The sequence below is a fragment of the Borreliella carolinensis genome, assembly GCF_032595855.2.
GTDB lineage: Bacteria > Spirochaetota > Spirochaetia > Borreliales > Borreliaceae > Borreliella > Borreliella carolinensis.
Window position 1 is genome coordinate 15,805 of the sequence record NZ_CP132453.1, and the last position, 20,054, is coordinate 35,858.

Consider the following 20,054-nt stretch of genomic DNA (forward strand, 5'->3'; position numbering starts at 1 on the left):
GAATTCAAGTAAATTTAGCTTGTAGCTTAAAAGTAGCTCGCATTAAGATGAAAAAGAAAAAAAAGATACGTTGTCGTAGGATTAAAAAAAAACTCAAACTATTATTCATAATACTAATAAAAAAAATAAAGACTATAACTAAAAATCCCAAATTAATATTTGATAGCACAATACAAATAACTTTAGGATCCGCACTAATGGCAATTTCCACCAATGTTTTATACATTCCTCATGGGCTTCTTAGTGGGGGGATTGGGGGTATTTCATTAATGCTACATTACCTGTTAAGCTTCAATTTGGGATGGACAATATTTGCATTAAACATACCATTATTTCTTATTGGAATAAAATTTTTAAACACAACATTTATAATTCAAAGTTGGATTTCAATGGGATTATATTCTATTATCATAAACTACTCCCAGTTTTTACAAAATAAAATACATCTTAACGATATGATGCTTGTATCAATACTAGCTGGACTTATTTCTGGGCTTGGACTTGGACTAGTATTTAAAGGTAAGGGATCTTCGGGAGGATCAGATATAATTGCTATGATTATTAAAGAAAAATACTCAATTAGTATTGGAACAACAAACTTCATTGTCAATCTAGCAGTATTAATGCTTGCAACCTTTTTCTTTAATATTGAAATAGCACTTTATACCCTAATAGCATCATTTGTAACATCCATCATGACAGACAAAACAAGCACTGGATTTGGCAATCAAAAAGCAATATTAATCATTTCGGATAAAGGAAAAGAAATTGCTTATCTTCTTACAAACAAGTTAAAACTAGCTGCTACATTAATAGACGGGAAAGGGGCTTGGGCAGGAGCAGAAAAAACTATAGTATTTATAGTAGTTCCAATAATGCGTTTATCAAGAATTAAGTATATATCACAAAAAGTTGATCCAAATTGTTTCATTACTGTTATTAACACTAATGAAATCACTGGAGGAAAAATAATAACTGACCCAATCTCATTAAAACAAGAAATTTTAAATTAAAAATCTCTTAAAAAGAGAACCAAATTATCAATAATCAAATTCAATTCATCGCTCTTGTAAAAATTTGACAAAAAAATAACAAATCTTTTGGGAAATTCAGAAATGAATTTCTCAAAAGATTTGTTTCCAATATCAATTTCAAGCTTATAAGAATGAAGCATTAGGGTGATTTTTTTTAAACTGCCATCTACTCTGCCATAAACCTCATCTCCCAATATTGGAAAATTAAGATACTTCATATGAACTCTCAATTGATGAGTGCGACCGGTTTTAGGCTTTAAAGCTAAAAGAGAATATCCTCCAAAATTGAGCAACAATTTATATTCTGTTAATGCATTTTTACCTCTATCTTTAGAAACACTAAATCTTTTCCTGTTGTATTTATCTCTATCTATAAAAGATTCAATACTTCCAAAAAAACTATTAAAATTACCCTTAACAATTGCAATGTAAACTTTATTTGTCATTTTATCTTTAAACTGCTGAGCTAAAAATCTTAAGGTGCTAATATTTTTCGCACAAATTAGCACTCCAGAAGTATCTTTGTCTAATCTATGAACAATTCCAGGTCTAATTTTTTCTTCATTAAAATCAATTTTCAAGCTTTTTATATGATATAAAAGAAAATTCACAACAGTATCATCCCAATGCGATATTCCAGGATGACTCAAAATTCCTTGGGGTTTATTCAAAACAATAACATTAGAATCTTCATAAATTATAGAAATAGGGATATTACTCGGCTTAAGGCAGTCAATTTGACTACTCTCCTCATCAAATTCAATCATTATTTCATCGCCTTTAAAAACAGGTTTGGACAATTTTATTTTCAAAAATTTCCCATTACTCTTTTTAAACGCTTCTACATTTCTTCTTTTGATCTGACTTCTAGTAAGAACCTCCAAATTACTTGATAGGTAAAGATCCAGTCTTAAAGCATCTTCTTTAACGGTAAATTCTCTCTTAAGCCTTATCATATCATTAAAGAAAATAATCAATTAAAGCAATGGTTAATGCAACTATTGCCCCAATGGAAGCTGAAACAATAAATTTTTTATAAATCTCATCTTTTGAAAAATTAGGACCATTTGAAAAAGGATATGGAACGTAATTTGCATTCATTCCGCTATAAAAATAGTAACCCACATCAAAAAAAAACAAGCTCAAAAATAAAACTATTGGAAAAGATCCAATACTAATAGCTGAAAACCTAAACAGGTCTTTTGCTGATTTTGACTCAAGATCATTTTCAAGATTTAAAGCTTTATTCTCTTGAATATTTTTATAAAGAAAAGAATCGTCATTATCAGCAACAGGCATGTTATTATTTTTTTTATGAGAAATAAAATTGCCACTGGAAGTCGATTTGTCTTGCAATGGCAAACTTTTAGCAATACTCCACTTTAAATAATTAAAATTCGGCTTGAAATAATCAAGTGAATTTGAATAAACATTCAAAACACCAAAAAGTAACAACAAGCTTCTAACAAGCATAAACTTTCTACTTTGATAATTCTAACTTTAAAGTCTCAGTTATTTCATCAACAATCTCAGAAGAACCAAAATACTGCACAGGGCCTGGACATGAATACAAATTATTCAAAGCCCACTTATCACGATTTTTAACAAACTCTTTAAATGGCCTTCCTTCTAAATCAACTAAGGCTTTTTTTATAACAGGCTTTTTCTCTCCATACCTCTCTTCCATGTTCATCAACATTGTTAGAGGCACTCCTCCTGCAATCCAATCTGTTGGTTTTAAATTTAAATTTTTTATACAAGACATATAGCCTGTAAGACCATTTAAAATAAGAACAACAGCATTATATCCCAAGCTATAACAATAATCACTATCAAAATTAGAAGGAAAAGCGCTTCTACCTTCATAGCCAAAGAAATGATCAACTGGGGTAAAACTTCCCTTATATTTTCCACTTTTTTTCAGTTCATTTAATCTTGATTGAACCATTTCAATAAACAATTTTTCAGTAGGAACTCTTGAAACATTAAAATTCCCATGAGGATCTCTTTCTAAAATTGAATTTACAAGTTCAATTTGAATAAACAAAGGCAAAGATAAATAAACTCTCTTCATATAATCACTAAGCTTGGAAACGAAAATTTCTTTCATCCCTTCAATATTAAGCCCTTTAAACTCACCTTCATTTTTATCAAAAATATCACATAATTCAACCATTAAAGACTTAACTTCTGGAATAAACTCAATCAGACCTTCAGGAACTATAACTATTCCAAAATTATCCCCATTTAAAGATCTCTTCAAGATAACAGACACCATTTCATCAACAATCTCAGCCAAAGTTTTCTTTTTAGCCAAAACCTCTTCAGACACAATGCAAATGTTTGGATGAGTTTTTAAAGCACATTCTAAAGCAACATGAGATGCACTCCTACCCATAAGTTTGACAAAATGCCAATATTTTTTAGTCGACATAGCATCTCTATATAAATTACCTATCAATTCAGAATAAATTTTTGTAGCAGAATCAAACCCAAATGAAATTTCAATATGATCATTTTTAAGATCAGCATCAATTGTCTTTGGAACTCCAATAACTTGAATATTTTCTCCTTTCTTTTTGAAATACTCAGCAAGAATAGCAGCATTGGTATTCGAATCATCACCACCAATAATAATAATTGCATTAAGATTGTTTTCTTTGGCAACAAATAGAGCTTTACTGTAATGTTCTTCGGTTTCTATTTTTGTTCTTCCAGAAGATACAATATCAAAACCCCCGGTATTTCTATAAGAATTTACTAAGCTTTCAGTAAGTTCAATTTTATCATTTTCCAACAGGCCCAAAGGGCCCCCTTTAAACCCAAAAATCTTTGAATTTGGATTGAATTTTTTTATTGCATCAAAAACACCAGATATAACATTATGCCCCCCAGGAGCAGGCCCTCCAGAAAGAATAATTCCAATATTTAAAGCTTTTGAAAAAGATAAATTGGAGTTTCCCTCGGTAAAACTTACAATTGGCAACCCATAAGTATTCTTAAAAAATTCTTTTAAAGCCTGTCTATCTTGAATTGCTTCAGTTTTTTTTCCATAAACCAAACTAATATTACTAAAATCTTTTTTTAAAATGCTTGGCAATTTAGGAACATACTTTTGTCTTTCTTGATTAAAAAGAGAAGTATTCATACATTTTCCTCCTAATGATTTAAGTTAAGCCTTATCATAACTTAAATATTAAAATAATTCACAATTAATATCTATATATGATTTAAAACTAACATAGCATCACCGTAGGAAAAAAATTTATAACCTGTATTTATAGCTTCTTCATAAGAACTAAACACAAAATCTTTACCTGCAAATGAAGAGACCAACATCAAAAGAGTAGATTGTGGTGTGTGAAAATTGGTAAAAAGCATGTCGACAAACTTAAAACAGTAGTTCTTTCCGGGATAAATAAAAAGATTTGTACTTTGTTGGCCTGTTTTAAACTTCTTAAGCTTATTATCATAAGATGACTCTAAAGCCCTAAGAGTTGTAGTGCCAATTGATAAAATTTTTTTACCAATAAATTTAGCATTTTGTAATCTTTTAGCCACACAATCTTTTATTAAAAAAGTTTCAAAATGCATATTGTGTTCTTCGATATTTTTTGATCTTACAGGAAGAAAAGTGCCAAGCCCCACATGAAGAGTGATAAAATCATATTCAATATTATTCTTTTCAAAAGCAGAAAACAAATCCTTACTGAAATGCAACCCTGCAGTAGCAGAAGCTGCAGAACCAACATATTTGGAATAAACAGTTTGATATCGATCTTCATCCATTTTTTCATAATCTCTTTTAATATAAGGGGGTATGGGAACAAAACCATGTTTTTCAAAATAATCTTCTCCAACATCAACATCAAATTTTAAAACAATCTCACTACTATTTTTTGACAAAATTTCACCTATTAATCCTTCGGGAAATTTGTAAAGATTTCCAACAATTTGCTTTTTAGACTTAGAAATAAGCGCAGTAAACGAATTGGTGTCAATTCTATCCAAAATTAAAACCTCAACATTACTGCCTATCTCCGATTCTGCATACATTCTTGATTTTCTAACTTTTGAATTATTAAAAATAATAAAAGTATTGCTATTTATATATTTTAAAATATTGTTTACAGAATCTTCATGGTAAATTTTTTGCAATTTAGGATCCAGTACCATTAGTCTTGAAGATCCTCTTTTTTCACTTGGATATTGAGCTATTAAAGAATAGGGCAAATTAAAATGAAACTCTTTGGTTTTCATTAAGACTACCCTCTTTCATCTCTAAGTTTAAGTGAAGATACGCAAACTCAGTAGCTTTACGGCCCCTGTGAGTTCTGCTGATAAATCCTTTCATAATTAAATAAGGCTCATAAAAGTCTTCAAGAGAATCAGCTGTTTCTCCTACAGAAATAGCTAAAGTATCAACACCTACGGGTCCCCCATTAAATTTCAATATTAAGCTTCTTAAAATATTTCTATCTTGCTCATCAAGACCTTCTCCATCAATTCTAAGCATTTCAAGCCCAATTGAAACAATGTCACTTGTAATAACCAAACTTCCGGTTACCTGGGCAATATCTCTTATTCTCCTTAGCAATCTATTTGCTATTCGGGGAGTCCCTCTTGAACTTCTTGCAAGAAGAAAAGCAGCATCCTCTTCTATTTCAATATTTAAAATAACAGAATTTCTCTTTATTATCTCAACAAGCTCTATTTCGCTGTAAAGTTCAAATCTTGCAGTAATTCCAAATCTCGCATAAAGTGGAGATGTTACTTTTCCCGGTTTAGTAGTAGCTCCAATCAATGTGAATTTTGGAAGTGGCATTCGAACAGTTCTTGCATTAGCTCCTTGCCCTATTACCCAGTCCAGCTCATAATCTTCCATGGCAATACAAAGCATTTCTTCTATTATTGGTCTGAGTCTGTGTATTTCATCAATAAATAAAACACTCTTCTCATCAAGCCCTGTTAAAATGCCAATAATATCTTTGGGCTTGTCAAAAGCCGGAGCTGAGGTAATCTTAATCGAAGCATTCATCTCAAAAGCAATAATACTTGCAAGAGTAGTCTTCCCAAGACCTGGTGGACCACTTAAAAACACATGGTCCAAGGCCTCATCTCTCTCTTTAGAAGCTTTTATAAAAATACTAAGGGTTTCTTTAACATTAACCTGACCTTTAAAATCTTCAAAAACTTTGGGCCTAAGCTCATTTTCACTCTTATCATATAAATAATTTTCATTAGAGTTTAAAAAACTTATATCATTTTCTTCTTTCATAAATACTCCTTAAAAACTATTTTTTCTCTATAAAAAACCAACAATTAACTTGATATTCTTTTTAAAACCTCCTTAAATAAAAACTGCTCCTTTTCAGAATCTTTTAAATTTGAAAATTCAGCTAAATTGGAAGCCTCTCTAATCTTGCTATTAACAATTTTTCTATCAAACCCCATGCTAACAATTGATTCTTCTAATTCTTTAAATCTAAAAAGACTAGTAGATTCAAGCTCACTATTAATCAAAAGCTTGCCTTGAAGATGTAAAAACATTTTACCAGCCATTTTTTTGCCAATGCCTTTGATTTTAGAAACAAGCTCAACATCTTCTCTATCAATAGCCTCTTTAAACTCATTATACCTTATATTGGATAACACCCTTAAAGCGGCCTTTGGCCCTATTCCACTTACTCCAATAAGACCCTTAAAGATCTCTCTTTCATCTGAATTCAAAAATCCAAAAAGTTTTAATTCATTTTCTCTTGTATAAAGATAAGTAAATAGCTCAACTTTCTCTGACAAATTAAAATTAGCAAGGCAAAATGCACTAGCTAAAAGTTCAAATTCAAAAACAGTGGTCATTAAAACCAAACTATATTCTTTCTTTTCTATAACTTTACCATGAATCTTATTTATCATATAATTAAATTATAAATTATATTACACAGAAACATCCAATTTAAAGCAAAAACCTTAAGCAAAAAAGGACACTAAATGAAAAATAAATTTCCAAATAACCATTTTCAATTCATTACAGCTATTTTCTTAATCTTATCTATAACTATGGTGGTAGCAGAAGAAACAACAAGCACACTAAAAGTTCCCAATGGATTTAAAGTCGAAATTTTCTTAAACAATACAATTGAAAAACCCAGAGGAATCACAAGCGATCAAGATGGAAATATATTCATAGGATCTGGGAGCAATTTTGCATACTTTGTAACAAAAAACAAAAAAATCTATACCATAGCAAAAACCCTGCAAAAACCTATTGGTATTGCTTATTGGGATAATAAACTCTATATATCTTCTGTCGATAAAATATATGTAGTTGAAAATGTAAAAGAAGAAATTAATAAAAGCATAAAATCAAATAAAGAATATACATGGAAAATGCAAATTTTTTCACTTTTACCAAAAAATAATACCAAAATGCACGCAGGACGTTACATTAAAGCGGATCCCAAAAATAACAAATTAATAGTAAACATAGGATCCCAATACAATGCTAAAATTCCTCCAAAAAAAGAATCAATAATCCTTAGCATCGATTTAAAAACAAAAAAAGAAAAAATAGTGGCTTTTGGGGTGAGAAACTCAGTTGGGTTTGATTTTCATCCAATTAGCAATGAAATATATTTTAGCGACAATGGCCAAGATGGATTGGGAGACGACATTCCCCCGGACGAAATAAACGTAGTAGTCGAATACAAAGAGCATTTTGGATTTCCCTATTTGTTTGGGAAAAATCAAAAAAATTACAGTTTTTATAACAAGGCACCCAAAAACACTAAGTTTAGCCCATCTATTTACGAACTTCCCGCACATGTAGCCCCACTTGGAATACACTTTTACCAAGGGAGTAACTTTCCAAAAGAATATATAAATAAATTATTCATAGCAGAACACGGCTCGTGGAACAGATCTTCTCCTGTTGGCTACAAAATAACTACACTAGACATTGATTTTAAAAATAGAACAGCAAAAAATTACAAAACTTTTTTATATGGGTTTTTAAAGCCTGATAACTCTAAATTTGGACGCCCTGTTGATATCATCACATATTACGATGGTTCAATTCTTTTTACAGATGATTTTAGAAATAAAGTATACAGAGTCTACTACGAAAAGATTTAAATAAAACTAACTTAATTCTTCTGGAATCTCTAAATTATGAATTACTTCCTGAACATCATCAAAATCTTCAAGCTTTTCAACAAGAAGAATTATTTTTTCTGCTTGCTCTTTGTTTAAAGAAATTTTATTTTCAGGAATTAAAGCTATCTCTGCCACTTCTTCTTTAAATTTAGTTTTTAAAAAAGATAAAACTTTGTCAAAATCATCAGGACTTGTTATAACTTCCGCTTCATTGTTTGAAACTAAAATATCTTCAACACCAACTTCTAATGCAAATTCCATTATTTCATCTTCACGATATTTTTCTAAACTGTACACAATAAGACCCTTTCTGTAAAACATATATGAGACTGAACCTGGGGTACCAAGAGATCCTCCACCTTTTGAAAGAACACTTTTTACATCGCTAGAGGTTCTATTTTTATTATCTGTTAAGCATTTAATCATTAAAGCAACCCCATAAGGAGCATAAGCCTCATAAGTTATCTCAAAATATTCAACCCCTTCATTACCGCCAATACCCTTTTTTATTGCCTTCTCAATATTATCTTTTGGCATATTGGCAACCTTGGCCTTGTTAACAGCTACCCTTAGCCTCGGATTAGATTCAATATCCCCACCCCCTATTTTAGCTGCAATGGTTATTTCTCTTATTAGCTTTGTAAAAATTTTATTGCGCTTTGCATCAAGAGCACCTTTTTTTCTCTTTATTGTTGACCATTTACTGTGACCAGACATTTACACCTCCACCAATTTTTCCAACCGATTTAAAACGTCAAACATCTTATTATTAATCAAATGAGCTTTAATTGTATTAAACATTAACATAAGAACCGTAACGGGCCCTATTCCTCCCTTAACAGGAGTAATAAATTTAACGCACTCTTTAATATTGTCAAAATCTGTATCGCCTGAGAGAATTTTTCCGTTATCAATCTCAATTTCAGAAATACCAATATCAATCACATAAGGCTTTCCGCACAACATACTTTTATCTATCAACTTGGGCTTACCAACAGCAGAAATAACAATATCTGCCTGTCTTAAATAAACATCTAAATAAATACTCTTGCTGTGACAAGCAATAACAGTTGCATCATAAGGTTTTGATGAGAGCAATATTGAAATAGGCCTTCCTACAAGAGGACTTCTACCAACCACAACAACCGTTTTCCCCGATGTTTTTATCCCTTCATCTCGCAAAATCTTTAATACGGCAAGAGCTGTACAAGGAATAAATCCTTTTTTATCGCCCAAAATCATTTTTCCTAAATTAACAAAAGATAAACCATCAACATCTTTTGAATAAACTATGCCATTTAAAATAGAATTTAAATCCATGCCTTTCAAAAGGGGTAATTGAACAATAATTCCGTCTGTACTTAAATTTTTATTTTCTCTATCAATTACTTGTAAAATATCGCTTTGAAGAGAATTTGTAGGAAATTTAATTATTTCAACATTCAAGCCAATCTCTTTTGCAACTCGACTTTTGATTGAAACATAAAGCTTGCTTGCAGGTTCATCATTTGCTAAAATAACTTTTAATGCAATTTTATCTCTCAGATCATGCTGCTTTAAGAATTCTTTAAGCATTAAATAATACTTATTCGCAAAATCTTTCCCATTAAACACAGTATTCAAAATATACCCCCTTAAACCTAACAAGATTACCTTAATATTATACTTAGATTGTAAATATAAGAAAAGCCAAACAACCAAATTTCAAATTGTAATTAAATTTATTTTCAACTATAATAAACAAGGATAATAATTTTAAAAGAATGGAGAATAATGAGAAAGTATCTTTTTATAACACTAATTACAGTTTTGTTAATTGGTGTAAACATAAAAAAAATTACGGCCGCAGTCAATATTGATAGACATACAAACTCCACCTTAGGAATAGATTTAAGTGTTGGGATTCCTGTTTTTTACAACGACTTATCAAAAGCTTATCCCACCAATTTATATCCGGGAGGTATTGGGGCAATAAAATACCAGTACCATATTCTAAATAATTTGGCAATTGGACTTGAACTAAGATATATGTTTAACTTTGATATTAACCATTCTTTTAACATATTAAATCCAGATTCAAGTGTGGGTAAAATTTTTTATAGCGTGCCTATTACATTTTCATTAAATTATATATTTGATATAGGAGAATTATTTCAAATTCCAGTTTTCACAAATGTAGGATTTTCTCTTAACACATATGGAGATAGAAACAATAATATTACAAATTTAAGAACTTTTGATGCACTTCCTACAGTCTCTTTTGGATCTGGAATTTTATGGAACTTTAACTATAAATGGGCTTTCGGAGCAACAGCATCTTGGTGGATGATGTTTGAATTTGGAAATTCTGCTAAAATGGCGCATTTTGCACTTATATCATTATCAGTTACAGTAAATGTAAATAAATTGTAGGATAAAAATGAAACAAAAATATGAAAACTATTTTAAAAAAAGATTAATTTTAAACTTATTAATATTTTTACTACTAGCATGCTCAAGCGAATCTATATTTTCCCAATTAGGAAATTTGCAAAAAATAAGCCATGAATACAATATTTTAGGTAGTTCAAGTCCAAGAGGAATTTCTCTAGTAGGGGAAACTCTCTACATTGCAGCCATGAATTTATTTAAAAAAGAAAAGGGCAAGATTGAAAAAATTGATTTGAGCAATTCTTATGAGTTTATAAACGACATTGTAAATATATCTGGGAAAACCTATCTTTTAGCACAAAACAAACAAGAAGAACTAGAAGTTTGCGAGCTAAATGGAAAAGATTGGAAATTAAAATTTAAAAAACCATTAAAAGCATATAAATTCTTAAAATCTGTGGGAAGAGATGGCGTAAAAAACGCATATATTTTAGCTATAGACAAAAATAATCGTGAGAAAATTTTTGATCTACAAGGAGCTGACAAAACGCCATCACAAGCTACTGAAAATGACAAGTTTTATCAAATATCAAATGAAGATCAATTAATTACGGGAAATTCACTTAAAATATGGCAAATGAATAACAATACATATGCAAACATAGACTATCAACAAGCCAAGGAAATAATGCCTATCATTAAAACAAGCATTAGGGGTTCTTCTGAAATTTTAGTAATGACTGGGGGTTATAATAATTTAGATACAAAATTTAAGGTGTACTCAAGTGCAAATAATTACACAACACCAATATTTAATCAAGACGAAGTAGGCGAATTTAGCGGCTACTTTGCAAGAGAATTTAATGATGCAATATTAATCGGAAGTAATAATGGATTTGCAGAATTTACAAAAAATAAAGACGGGATTTTTGCTCTACAAGCACCCTCAAAATCAGTAGAACCTGGGGCTTATAACGGATCTCAGCTAAGCAAAACGGGCCTTAATGATATTATTCCTGTATCAAGCAACACGATTTATATATTAACCCAAGGCAAGGGTTTGTGGAAATTGGAAAACAGAAAATTAACTAAAGAATAAAGAATAAAAATTCTTTACAAATTTCTCATATCTAGATTTATTAAAATCTTCATCATAATATTTTTTAATCTTAATTTTCAAATTGAAATTAATCTTAGATTTAAAATATAAATAATTTATATTATTCATATCGAAAATTCTACCCTCATCGTTCATAACCTTGGCCTCAATATCTAAAAGGAGTTTGGCAAAAAAAATATCTCGAGTAATCACAAGGCTATGCCTATTTGCTAAATTTAAAATAAATGAATCAACATTATCTACCACTTCAAAAAAAACATTTTCTGTTTTTTCCAAACTTAAAAATTTATTAGAAACTACAATAAGTTCTGATTTATTGTGTAATATAAATTTTTGTAAAAATTTTATTATCTTAAAATTACAAGAATCAGCATCAACAAAAATTTTATTTAACAATCTTATAGTCCACTACCTTAAAGGCCAAAAAAGAAACAATGGCATTTTTATTAATAGGTCCAAATATTCTAGAATCATTTAAAACATTTAAATTGTCATTTAGTAAAAAAAATTCATTTTTTTTTAAAGTAAAACACTTAACCACTTCATCTGTATTAAAAAAATTATTCAACTTATAATAGCTAACCAAATTGCCATTCAAATAAAAAAAATTTGTATCCTTTTTATTTACCAAAACATTTAAACCTCTAACATACACAGAATCACCCTGAACAGCTACTATTCTTGATACTTTATAGCTTGCTCTTTTAAAAATTTTATTTAAAAAAAAGAAATCTTTTATTAAAGTTAATAAAAAATTATTACTTAGCCTAAAATCCTCATAAAGAACAATATCATTCATTTTCAAAGGAATAAAAAAAGAAGTTATATGTGTTGCTACAAAAAATAAACTAGCATTTTTTGTTATTGTTGGCAACATTTCATTACTTTTAATCATAAAAATTTGCAAAACAAACTTTGTGAAAAAAAAATTTAAAATTAAAAATGTTACAACACATTTTAAAAAAAATTTTCTTTGCTTTTTCCTCAAAAGCCTTTGCTCGAAAGTTAAATACGGAGCCATTTTAAATAAATCCTACCCTAGAAAATGGAAGATATATTATCAAAGTTCTTCCAAGCACTTTATTTTTATTGATTACTCCAAAAAATCGACCATCATGAGAATTGTCTCTATTGTCCCCAATTGGCAAAACATATCCATAAGGAACATAAATTCCACAATCTCTTATTATTGCTTTTTCCATATAATAATCAACATAAGGCATAAAAGCAGATAAATACTTATATTCCAACCTTTCAAACTCAAACCTATCAATCATTCTAACATCAAAAAATGAAAAATCGGGAGTGCTACTTAAATTTATATTTAACTGGCTCAAAGCAACAAACATAGCAAAATCGCCATAAATCCCATAGTCCTCATTTGCCACAATTTTTTTAATTTTAAAATTTTTATCAACCAAATCCCAATAAGAATCTTCTAAAATAAAATTTTCCTCACCTTCTCTTTTAATATAAGCTTTGCCGTTATTAAACCTAACAATTTTACCGTCTGCAAACACACCCCTTTTCACAAGAAATCTAACATTAGGATTGCCATATTCATCTCTATCAAGATCAATAAAAGATAACGTTAACATGTAAAGTATTCTTTGAAAGATGTCAAAAAAAACACCCTTTGATTTATATTCTGGATTTTCAAAAATAATAATATCGGATTCCTCTGGGACTTTAAAACCATTAATCTTAAATAATCCTGGTAAAAGTTCAGGGCCATAAGAAAATTTATCTACAAATAAAAAATCCCCTATTTGAAGAGTATTTTCCATTGAACCTGATGGTATTTTATAGGCTTGAACAAAATATTGATTTATTACCAATACAAAAATTGCTGCTGCTATAAAATCAAACAAAAAATTAAGCAAAAACCCTCGTTTCTTGGCCCTTAATTTACAAAAATATTTCTTTCTTTTTCTATATGTCAAATATTTCTCAACAATGTGTACCAAAAAAGATGCAAATTTATCCAATCTTCTTAAATACATAATCTAACCTCAAGAATTAAATCATACAAAATATTGACACTTATTTAAATACTTTTCTATACTTTAAAAGATGAAAGAGGTTGACGAGAATTCAAATATTGAGCTTTTTGAAGTTAAATTAAAGCCAATTCTAGGAATAGCGCCTAAGGTTTACGTATTTCTTACAACAATAATATTGCTTTTAAGTTTAATATCAATTTTAATAATTATACCTAAGTTTAAAAATCCAGGAGCATATTTAAAAATAAATTCCAATATTGCAAACACTTACATATATTTAAACGAAAAATATATCGGAAGAACTCCACTTAACAAATATATAAATGCCACTGAAGGAATTATTAGAGCAAAAAGGATGGGATTTAAAACCTACGAACAAAAGATAAAAATTCACAACAAATTTTTTGGAAACTACAGTTTGCAAATAAATTTAGAACTGGTTGATCCTGAAAAGATCATTAAACAAAGACAAAAAGAACTCTCTATAATGGTTAAAATAAAAAATACTAATGAAAATACAAAACTAATTCCCGTATTTTCATTAATATCTAGTGAGCTCAAAGAACATCCTAAATACATTAAAAATTTTCTAAAAAATTCCATACCTTACCTAAATTCAATCGAAATGTTTAAAGATTTTCTAGATTCATATAAAATCATATATTCAATAGACCAAAACAATAGCAATCAAGAAGAAATATGGAACTCTTTGAAAACAAATTTTGATTTAGAAAATAGAGCCATCTTTTGGTTTTTAGAAAATTTAGATAAAGATTTAAAAATGCTAACAAAAAATGAACCTTGGGTTAAAACATTAGCCAAAACCTTAGACAATGAAAATATTCAATTAATTTCTAAAAATGAAAAAATCAATATAAAATTGCCTGGATTTAAAAAAATAAATTCAAATAAAATAGAAAAAATCCAAAATTATGAATTAGATTCATTAGATTTAAAAAATATTTCACTAAAATCTACCTATAGTATAAAAGAATTTCTTATTCAAGAACAAAATGTTACAAAATACGAGTATCAAGATTTTTTAAAAGAAAATCCAAAATGGGCATTAAATAATAAAGAAAATTTAATTAAAGAACAACTTGTAGATGAAAATTATCTTAAAAATTTTAATCAAATAGGCTTAAATGAAGCTATCACAGGAATATCTTATTTCTCAGCAATAGAATACGCCAACTGGTACTCTAAAAAACTTCCTTCGGGATTTAAAGCAAGACTGCCTATATCACAAGAATGGGAATTATACCAAAAAGAACCAAACAAAAACCCATTAAATATTAATGAAATATCACAAAAAGTTGGATTTTGGAATTTAATGCAAAATTCATCTTTTAATGATATCGCAATATTCAAAAATGAAAAAAATTTTTATAACGAAAATTCAAATTTTCACTCATTGATAACAGAAATTAGAACATACTCTCATCAAAATAATAATTTACTCAATCCATCAACTAAAGCTTCTTTTTTGAAAAATTGGAGTTCTCCAAATATTGGTTTTAGATTGATTGTATCAAAGGAATAAAAGGAATAGATTTGAACACAAACACTTTGATTCTTGAAAACAAAAAAGCGAAATTTAATTACTTTATTGAAGAAAAAATCAGTTGTGGAATAGTACTAAAAGGAACCGAGGTAAAATCAATAAAGACAAAAAAATTATCATTTAATAATAGCTTTGCAAGCATAAAAAAAGAAGAATTGTGGCTTGAAAACTTGCATGTATCAAAATATAAAGAAGGAAATATCTTTAATCATGATGAATTAAGATCTAGAAAACTTTTAATCAAAAAAAAGGAATTACAAAGGCTAAAAAAATTTAAAGAAAAAGAGGGATATACTTTAATTCCTATTAGTTTCTATTTAAAAAAATCATTAATCAAAGTAGAAGTTGGAATATGTAAAGGAAAAAAATTGTATGACAAAAGAGAAATACTAAAACAAAAAAGCATAAAAAAAGATCTTAGTAGAGACATAAAATATAAATAAAAGCTCTTTTAATTACAATGAGCAATCACAATAAAGAATTGCAATCACTCATTTTTATAATAAATAAAATTAATAGCTTTTTTTGAAAGACAGTTCAAACCCAAGAGCACTTGCTTGACCCATCGCAATATCAAAACTAGGCTCAAATCCTCCCAAAGCTATATTAAGACTATTTTTTAGCTTCCTATTATAACTATTAGCAAATGTAAATGGAAGAATAATTTCTGTCAATCTTGTCACAGCCATAGTAACCACACCCGCTAACATAACTCCCTTACCCCAGGTCCATTGGAAAGCAGCTTTTTTGACATTATTATCAAGAGCTTTGATATCCAAATAAGCTCCAGTAAGTATAAGTCCTATACCAATCGCATCAAATCCAAGAATAAGAGATCCTCCAAGAATATCTCCTTGAGCAAAGGAGCCTATTCCAAACCCTAAGAAAAGGTTCAATAAAAATGGCACAATAGAATCTTGCTTGCTAGTTTCATAAACCAAAAGTTTTTCTCCAGCACTCATGCCAAACGCATCACTTTTAGAATCATTAGTTTGAGCAAAGCTAGAAAAAACACAAAAGATTGCCAAAACAAAAATTAAAAATTTATTCATAAAAAACCCCTTTATTAAAACTGGTACTATGGTAGCATATTAATGAAATTTAAAAAAGGTTTTTAAAATTATTTAAATTTAACTTTTTTCAAATTGTTACTTGAAATTCGCTTCCCAATGGAGCTTCTTGATTTAATCATAAAATTATCAATTTCAATTCTTTTAACAATGTCTTTATTTGTCAAAAATTCTACAAATTTGGGACTCAATGAAAAATCGACAAATTCATCATTTTCGCCTAAAAATTCATAAACTTTATCTGTAATAAATTTATCTATTTTAAACCTTTTAACATAATAAAAATTGTCAAGTCTGTTAAGATAAATTATTGAAAATATTTGCTCTTTTGAATTATTTATATCATAAACTAAAGCACACACATTCTTTTTATCTATAAATGTCTTGTCTTCAATATTTTTAAGAACATAACTATTTTCTCTAAAAACCAATATTTTATCATAATAACTAGCATTCCCAATAAATTCACCATCAAAAAGGCTAGTTCCCACAAAACCTTCTGCCAAGTTTAAATAAACTTTCATATTCTTTGTGGCTATTTCTTTTACATTCTTTGATTTAATTAAAGAAATTTTAGTCTTTCTTTGATGCTCTTTAGAATACTTTGCAAGTAATAAATCAATAAAGTTTATTGAATACCCTCTTATTGAAGAAATATTGCTATTTATACTTTTTAATTCTTTATTTAAAATTTTAATATCCTTAGAATTCTTATCAATATCAAAAAGACTTATTTTTCTAATTGGAATTTTAAGCAAATTTTCAACATCTTCTTTTAAAACTTCCCTTGAAAAAGATTCTTTGTACCTTAAAACCTCTGACAATATTATATTTACAATATTTTCTTCTTTAGAAATTGTTTCAAGAAGTTTATAAATCTTTTTTTCAATAAAAATTTGCTCTAGTGTTTTATAAAATATTTTTTCAAGAATCTTGCTTTTTTGCAATTCAAGTTCCATTTTTAAAATTTTTTGAAGATGCGCTGCATGAAACTTGATAAGATCTTTAATAGTATAAACAACAGGATATCTCTCGCTAAGCAACAATAAATTAACAGAAATTGATATCTGACAATTTGTATAATGATACAACTTTTCAATCACTTCACTTGCATAAACACCACGAGGCAAAGACAATTCTATGGCCACATTTTCAGCAGTAAAGTCATTAATGCTTGAAACTTTAATATAATTTTTTCTAATTGCTCTCTCAATCGAAGATATCAAACTCTCAGTAGTCTCACCAAAAGGCAATTCCCTTATTACAATTGTTTTTTCATCTACGGTTTCAATTTTAGCTCTAACTAAAACTTTACCGTTACCATCAGCATATTCATTAACATCAACTATTCCTCCCGTTGGAAAATCAGGATAAATATCGTAACTCTCTCCAAGAAGTTCGCTCTTTACTGCATTTAAAATCTCATTAAAATTATGAGGCAATATTTTGGCTGCCATTCCAACAGCAATACCCTCACTTCCCTGAATTAAAATAACAGGAATTTTGGCAGGATAAAGCAAAGGTTCATTATTTCTTCCATCATAAGAAGATTCATAAATTGTTATCTCTTTGCTATAAAGAACATCAAAAGCCAAAGGGGTTAATCTACATTCAATATATCTGGAAGCAGAAGCGGGATCTCCCGTAAACAAATTTCCAAAATTGCCCTGCTTTTCAATAAATAAATCCTTGTTAGCAATATTAACAAGAGCTTCATAAATTGATGTATCGCCATGAGGATGGTATTTCATTGTATTACCAACAACATTTGCAACTTTATGAAAGTTGCCATCGTGCATTTCAAAAAGAGAATGTATAATTCTCCTTTGAACTGGTTTAAATCCATCAACAACACTAGCAATAGCACGATCTTTAATAACATAAGATGAATATTGCAAAAAATTATCTTTAAGTACAGTTCTAATATCCATTAAATCAAATTCTCCATAATAAAATTCCGCCTCTCAGGGGTATTTTGGCCCATATAAAAACCCAATTTCTCTTTTATTTCTTTAATATTAAAAAGGTCCACCTTTGTAAGCTTAATGCTATTAATATCAATAAAACCTTTAAATTCATTTGGAGAAATTTCACCAAGACCTTTAAACCTTGTTACTTCACATCCCCCCTTAAGCTCTAGAATAGCTTTTTGCTTTTCTTCCTCAGAATAACAATAAACCGTGATTTTTTTGTTCCTAACCCTAAAAAGAGGAGTTTCTAAAATATACATATGCCCATTTAAAATTAAATCCTCAAAAAAAGTCAAGAAAAAAGTTAGCAACAAATTTCTAATATGAAATCCATCAAAATCTGCATCGGTTGCTATTACAACCTTATTGTACCTTAAATTTTCAATTGATTCTTCAATGCCAAGAGCTACCATCATATTATAAAGCTCTTCATTTTTGTATATTTCAGATTTATTCTTTTCAAACATATTTTGAGGTTTACCCCTAAGAGAAAATATGGCCTGAGTATAAACATCTCTACAAGACACCATTGAGCCTGTTGCAGAATCTCCTTCTGTTAAAAAGATCATGGTTTGTTCTGACTGATTGCTGCTGTCATTAAAATGAAATTTGCAATCCTTAAGTTTAGGGATTTTAAAAGATATTTTTTTTGCTCTTTCTCTTGCCTCTTTTCTTACGCTACTTAATTCTTTTCTGAGTCGCTCATTATCAACTACTTTTTTCTCAATCAATTTTGCAAGTATTTTATCTTTATATAAAATTTCAGAAATTATTTTCTGCACTTCCTTTGCAACATTGCCTCTAGTTTCAATATTTCCAAGTTTATTCTTAGTTTGACTTTCAAATATTGGATCTTTAATTTTAACAGAAAGAGTTGCAACAAGCCCTTCCCTAATATCTGTTGAAGAATATGTTTTTTTAAGAAAATCGTTAATAGCCCTTACAAAACCTTCTCTAAAACCAGTCTGATGGGTACCTCCATCGTTGGTATATTGCCCATTAACAAATGAAAAATAAGTCTCCCCATAATTATTTGTATGGGAAAAAGCAAATTCTAAAGTTTTACTAGAATAATAAACAATATCATAAAGCAAATCATCACTTTTAATTTCTGAATTCAAAAAATCTAAAAGACCATTCTTAGATTCAAAAATTTGATCATTATAGTTTATTATAAGTCCCTTATTCAAACAAGCATAATGGAAAAATCTCCTCTTGAGAAAATCTTCACTATAAGAATATTTTCCAAATATTTCTGAATCTGCTAAAAACTCAACATAAGTACCATCTTTATCAGAAGATTTTATTTCTCTAGATTCCAATAATTTTCCCTTAGAAAACAAAGCTTCAAAAGATTTGCCATTTCTTGTTGATCTTACTAAAAATTTTGAACTTAGGGCATTAACTGCTTTAGTTCCAACCCCATTAAGCCCTACAGAAAATTGAAAAACATCATCATTATACTTGGCTCCGGTGTTAATAACTGAAACACTCTCAATAACTTTTCCAAGAGGAATTCCTCTCCCATAATCCCTAATAGAAATAAGATTATCTTCTTTTTTTATAAAAATTTCATTTCCATAACCCATAATAAACTCATCAATTGAATTGTCTATTATCTCTTTAATTAAAACATAAATACCATCATCAATATTAGAGCCATCTCCCAAGCGTCCAATATACATACCAGATCTTAATCTAATATGTTCAAGAGAGGATAGAGTAATTATTTTACTTTCATCATAATTTTGAGTCTTCATCTAAATCC

The 20,054-nt window shown here is 28.9% G+C and carries 20 protein-coding genes; 6 read left to right on the top strand and 14 right to left on the bottom strand.

Annotated elements, in window-relative coordinates:
* Positions 1-47 precede the first annotated feature (47 nt).
* Positions 48-1,013 (top strand): YitT family protein, encoded by a 966-nt coding sequence (locus QIA46_RS00085; RefSeq protein WP_317268009.1) that lies wholly within the window; start codon positions 48-50, stop codon positions 1,011-1,013.
* Here the strand turns inward: QIA46_RS00085 and QIA46_RS00090 are convergent.
* The 6 genes from QIA46_RS00090 to ruvA form a co-directional block, all read right to left on the bottom strand.
* Positions 1,010-1,990 (bottom strand): RluA family pseudouridine synthase, encoded by a 981-nt coding sequence (locus QIA46_RS00090; protein ID WP_317268010.1) that lies wholly within the window; start codon positions 1,988-1,990, stop codon positions 1,010-1,012. The genes QIA46_RS00085 and QIA46_RS00090 overlap by 4 nt on opposite strands.
* A 4-nt stretch (positions 1,991-1,994) precedes the next feature.
* A complete protein-coding gene (locus tag QIA46_RS00095; RefSeq protein ID WP_316255933.1) occupies positions 1,995-2,507 on the bottom strand; it encodes a hypothetical protein in 513 nt (170 codons plus the stop codon).
* A 7-nt stretch (positions 2,508-2,514) separates the two neighbouring features.
* The gene (locus tag QIA46_RS00100) at positions 2,515-4,182 is read right to left on the bottom strand and encodes a diphosphate--fructose-6-phosphate 1-phosphotransferase (protein WP_317268011.1); all 1,668 of its coding nucleotides are present in this window, start codon (positions 4,180-4,182) and stop codon (positions 2,515-2,517) included.
* A 71-nt stretch (positions 4,183-4,253) separates the two neighbouring features.
* Positions 4,254-5,294: a tRNA preQ1(34) S-adenosylmethionine ribosyltransferase-isomerase QueA gene (queA, locus tag QIA46_RS00105; protein ID WP_317268012.1), complete on the bottom strand. Its 1,041-nt coding sequence runs from the start codon at positions 5,292-5,294 to the stop codon at positions 4,254-4,256.
* On the bottom strand, positions 5,269-6,312 hold the full coding sequence (gene ruvB / locus QIA46_RS00110) for a Holliday junction branch migration DNA helicase RuvB (protein ID WP_317268013.1): 1,044 nt from the start codon (positions 6,310-6,312) through the stop codon (positions 5,269-5,271). Before ruvB ends, queA begins: the two co-directional genes overlap by 26 nt.
* 44 nt (positions 6,313-6,356) lie before the next feature.
* Positions 6,357-6,950, bottom strand: a complete 594-nt coding sequence (ruvA, locus tag QIA46_RS00115; RefSeq protein WP_317268014.1) for a Holliday junction branch migration protein RuvA — start codon at positions 6,948-6,950, stop codon at positions 6,357-6,359.
* 75 nt (positions 6,951-7,025) lie between these two features.
* On the opposite strand from ruvA, the gene QIA46_RS00120 reads away from it, so the two are divergent.
* Positions 7,026-8,168 (top strand): PQQ-dependent sugar dehydrogenase, encoded by a 1,143-nt coding sequence (locus QIA46_RS00120; protein WP_317268015.1) that lies wholly within the window; start codon positions 7,026-7,028, stop codon positions 8,166-8,168.
* Between the two features lie 6 nt (positions 8,169-8,174).
* On the opposite strand, the gene QIA46_RS00125 is transcribed toward QIA46_RS00120, so the two are convergent.
* Positions 8,175-8,906 carry a YebC/PmpR family DNA-binding transcriptional regulator gene (locus QIA46_RS00125; RefSeq protein ID WP_071890552.1) on the bottom strand — a complete coding sequence of 244 codons (732 nt, stop codon included), beginning with the start codon at positions 8,904-8,906 and terminating at the stop codon, positions 8,175-8,177.
* A complete protein-coding gene (locus tag QIA46_RS00130) occupies positions 8,907-9,812 on the bottom strand; it encodes a bifunctional 5,10-methylenetetrahydrofolate dehydrogenase/5,10-methenyltetrahydrofolate cyclohydrolase (RefSeq protein ID WP_317259951.1) in 906 nt (301 codons plus the stop codon).
* A 150-nt stretch (positions 9,813-9,962) separates the two neighbouring features.
* Here QIA46_RS00130 and QIA46_RS00135 point away from each other — a divergent pair, with 150 nt between their 5' ends.
* Both QIA46_RS00135 and bamB read left to right on the top strand, forming a co-directional pair.
* Positions 9,963-10,601, top strand: coding sequence for a BB0027 family outer member beta-barrel protein (locus QIA46_RS00135; RefSeq protein ID WP_301341235.1), 639 nt, complete (start codon positions 9,963-9,965; stop codon positions 10,599-10,601).
* 7 nt (positions 10,602-10,608) lie between these two features.
* Positions 10,609-11,658, top strand: coding sequence for an outer membrane protein assembly factor BamB (gene bamB, locus QIA46_RS00140; RefSeq protein WP_317268016.1), 1,050 nt, complete (start codon positions 10,609-10,611; stop codon positions 11,656-11,658).
* On the opposite strand, the gene QIA46_RS00145 is transcribed toward bamB, so the two are convergent.
* From QIA46_RS00145 to lepB (QIA46_RS00155), 3 genes are read right to left on the bottom strand one after another with little or no spacing between them, the layout of a single operon-like run.
* Positions 11,644-12,075, bottom strand: coding sequence for a DUF188 domain-containing protein (locus tag QIA46_RS00145; protein ID WP_317268017.1), 432 nt, complete (start codon positions 12,073-12,075; stop codon positions 11,644-11,646). The genes bamB and QIA46_RS00145 overlap by 15 nt on opposite strands.
* The gene (gene lepB / locus QIA46_RS00150) at positions 12,065-12,700 is read right to left on the bottom strand and encodes a signal peptidase I (protein WP_301341238.1); all 636 of its coding nucleotides are present in this window, start codon (positions 12,698-12,700) and stop codon (positions 12,065-12,067) included. Before lepB (QIA46_RS00150) ends, QIA46_RS00145 begins: the two co-directional genes overlap by 11 nt.
* A 1-nt stretch (position 12,701) precedes the next feature.
* On the bottom strand, positions 12,702-13,682 hold the full coding sequence (gene lepB, locus QIA46_RS00155; RefSeq protein ID WP_317268018.1) for a signal peptidase I: 981 nt from the start codon (positions 13,680-13,682) through the stop codon (positions 12,702-12,704).
* 70 nt (positions 13,683-13,752) lie between these two features.
* Between lepB (QIA46_RS00155) and QIA46_RS00160 the strand changes: the two genes are divergently transcribed.
* Positions 13,753-15,225, top strand: coding sequence for an SUMF1/EgtB/PvdO family nonheme iron enzyme (locus QIA46_RS00160; RefSeq protein WP_317268019.1), 1,473 nt, complete (start codon positions 13,753-13,755; stop codon positions 15,223-15,225).
* Positions 15,226-15,236: 11 nt separating this feature from the next.
* A complete protein-coding gene (gene smpB, locus QIA46_RS00165) occupies positions 15,237-15,689 on the top strand; it encodes an SsrA-binding protein SmpB (RefSeq protein WP_317268020.1) in 453 nt (150 codons plus the stop codon).
* Positions 15,690-15,758: 69 nt separating this feature from the next.
* Here smpB and QIA46_RS00170 read toward each other — a convergent pair whose 3' ends face one another.
* From QIA46_RS00170 to QIA46_RS00180, 3 genes are all read right to left on the bottom strand, one after another.
* Positions 15,759-16,298, bottom strand: a complete 540-nt coding sequence (locus tag QIA46_RS00170) for a P13 family porin (protein ID WP_317268021.1) — start codon at positions 16,296-16,298, stop codon at positions 15,759-15,761.
* Between the two features lie 68 nt (positions 16,299-16,366).
* Complete coding sequence (locus QIA46_RS00175; RefSeq protein WP_317268022.1) at positions 16,367-18,247, bottom strand: DNA topoisomerase IV subunit A; 1,881 nt, start codon at positions 18,245-18,247, stop codon at positions 16,367-16,369.
* A complete protein-coding gene (locus QIA46_RS00180; RefSeq protein ID WP_301341244.1) occupies positions 18,247-20,046 on the bottom strand; it encodes a DNA topoisomerase IV subunit B in 1,800 nt (599 codons plus the stop codon). The genes QIA46_RS00175 and QIA46_RS00180 overlap by 1 nt, the downstream gene beginning before the upstream one ends.
* Between the last annotated feature and the right edge of the window lie 8 nt (positions 20,047-20,054).

Coding starts and splice junctions, on each gene's coding strand:
- QIA46_RS00085 (WP_317268009.1), top strand. CDS start 48: ATGAAAAAGAAAAAAAAGATACGTTGTCGTAGGATTAAAAAAAAACTC.
- QIA46_RS00090 (WP_317268010.1), bottom strand. CDS start 1,990: ATGATAAGGCTTAAGAGAGAATTTACCGTTAAAGAAGATGCTTTAAGA.
- QIA46_RS00095 (WP_316255933.1), bottom strand. CDS start 2,507: ATGCTTGTTAGAAGCTTGTTGTTACTTTTTGGTGTTTTGAATGTTTAT.
- QIA46_RS00100 (WP_317268011.1), bottom strand. CDS start 4,182: ATGAATACTTCTCTTTTTAATCAAGAAAGACAAAAGTATGTTCCTAAA.
- queA (WP_317268012.1), bottom strand. CDS start 5,294: ATGAAAACCAAAGAGTTTCATTTTAATTTGCCCTATTCTTTAATAGCT.
- ruvB (WP_317268013.1), bottom strand. CDS start 6,312: ATGAAAGAAGAAAATGATATAAGTTTTTTAAACTCTAATGAAAATTAT.
- ruvA (WP_317268014.1), bottom strand. CDS start 6,950: ATGATAAATAAGATTCATGGTAAAGTTATAGAAAAGAAAGAATATAGT.
- QIA46_RS00120 (WP_317268015.1), top strand. CDS start 7,026: ATGAAAAATAAATTTCCAAATAACCATTTTCAATTCATTACAGCTATT.
- QIA46_RS00125 (WP_071890552.1), bottom strand. CDS start 8,906: ATGTCTGGTCACAGTAAATGGTCAACAATAAAGAGAAAAAAAGGTGCT.
- QIA46_RS00135 (WP_301341235.1), top strand. CDS start 9,963: ATGAGAAAGTATCTTTTTATAACACTAATTACAGTTTTGTTAATTGGT.
- bamB (WP_317268016.1), top strand. CDS start 10,609: ATGAAACAAAAATATGAAAACTATTTTAAAAAAAGATTAATTTTAAAC.
- lepB (WP_301341238.1), bottom strand. CDS start 12,700: ATGGCTCCGTATTTAACTTTCGAGCAAAGGCTTTTGAGGAAAAAGCAA.
- lepB (WP_317268018.1), bottom strand. CDS start 13,682: ATGTATTTAAGAAGATTGGATAAATTTGCATCTTTTTTGGTACACATT.
- QIA46_RS00160 (WP_317268019.1), top strand. CDS start 13,753: ATGAAAGAGGTTGACGAGAATTCAAATATTGAGCTTTTTGAAGTTAAA.
- QIA46_RS00170 (WP_317268021.1), bottom strand. CDS start 16,298: ATGAATAAATTTTTAATTTTTGTTTTGGCAATCTTTTGTGTTTTTTCT.
- QIA46_RS00175 (WP_317268022.1), bottom strand. CDS start 18,247: ATGGATATTAGAACTGTACTTAAAGATAATTTTTTGCAATATTCATCT.
- QIA46_RS00180 (WP_301341244.1), bottom strand. CDS start 20,046: ATGAAGACTCAAAATTATGATGAAAGTAAAATAATTACTCTATCCTCT.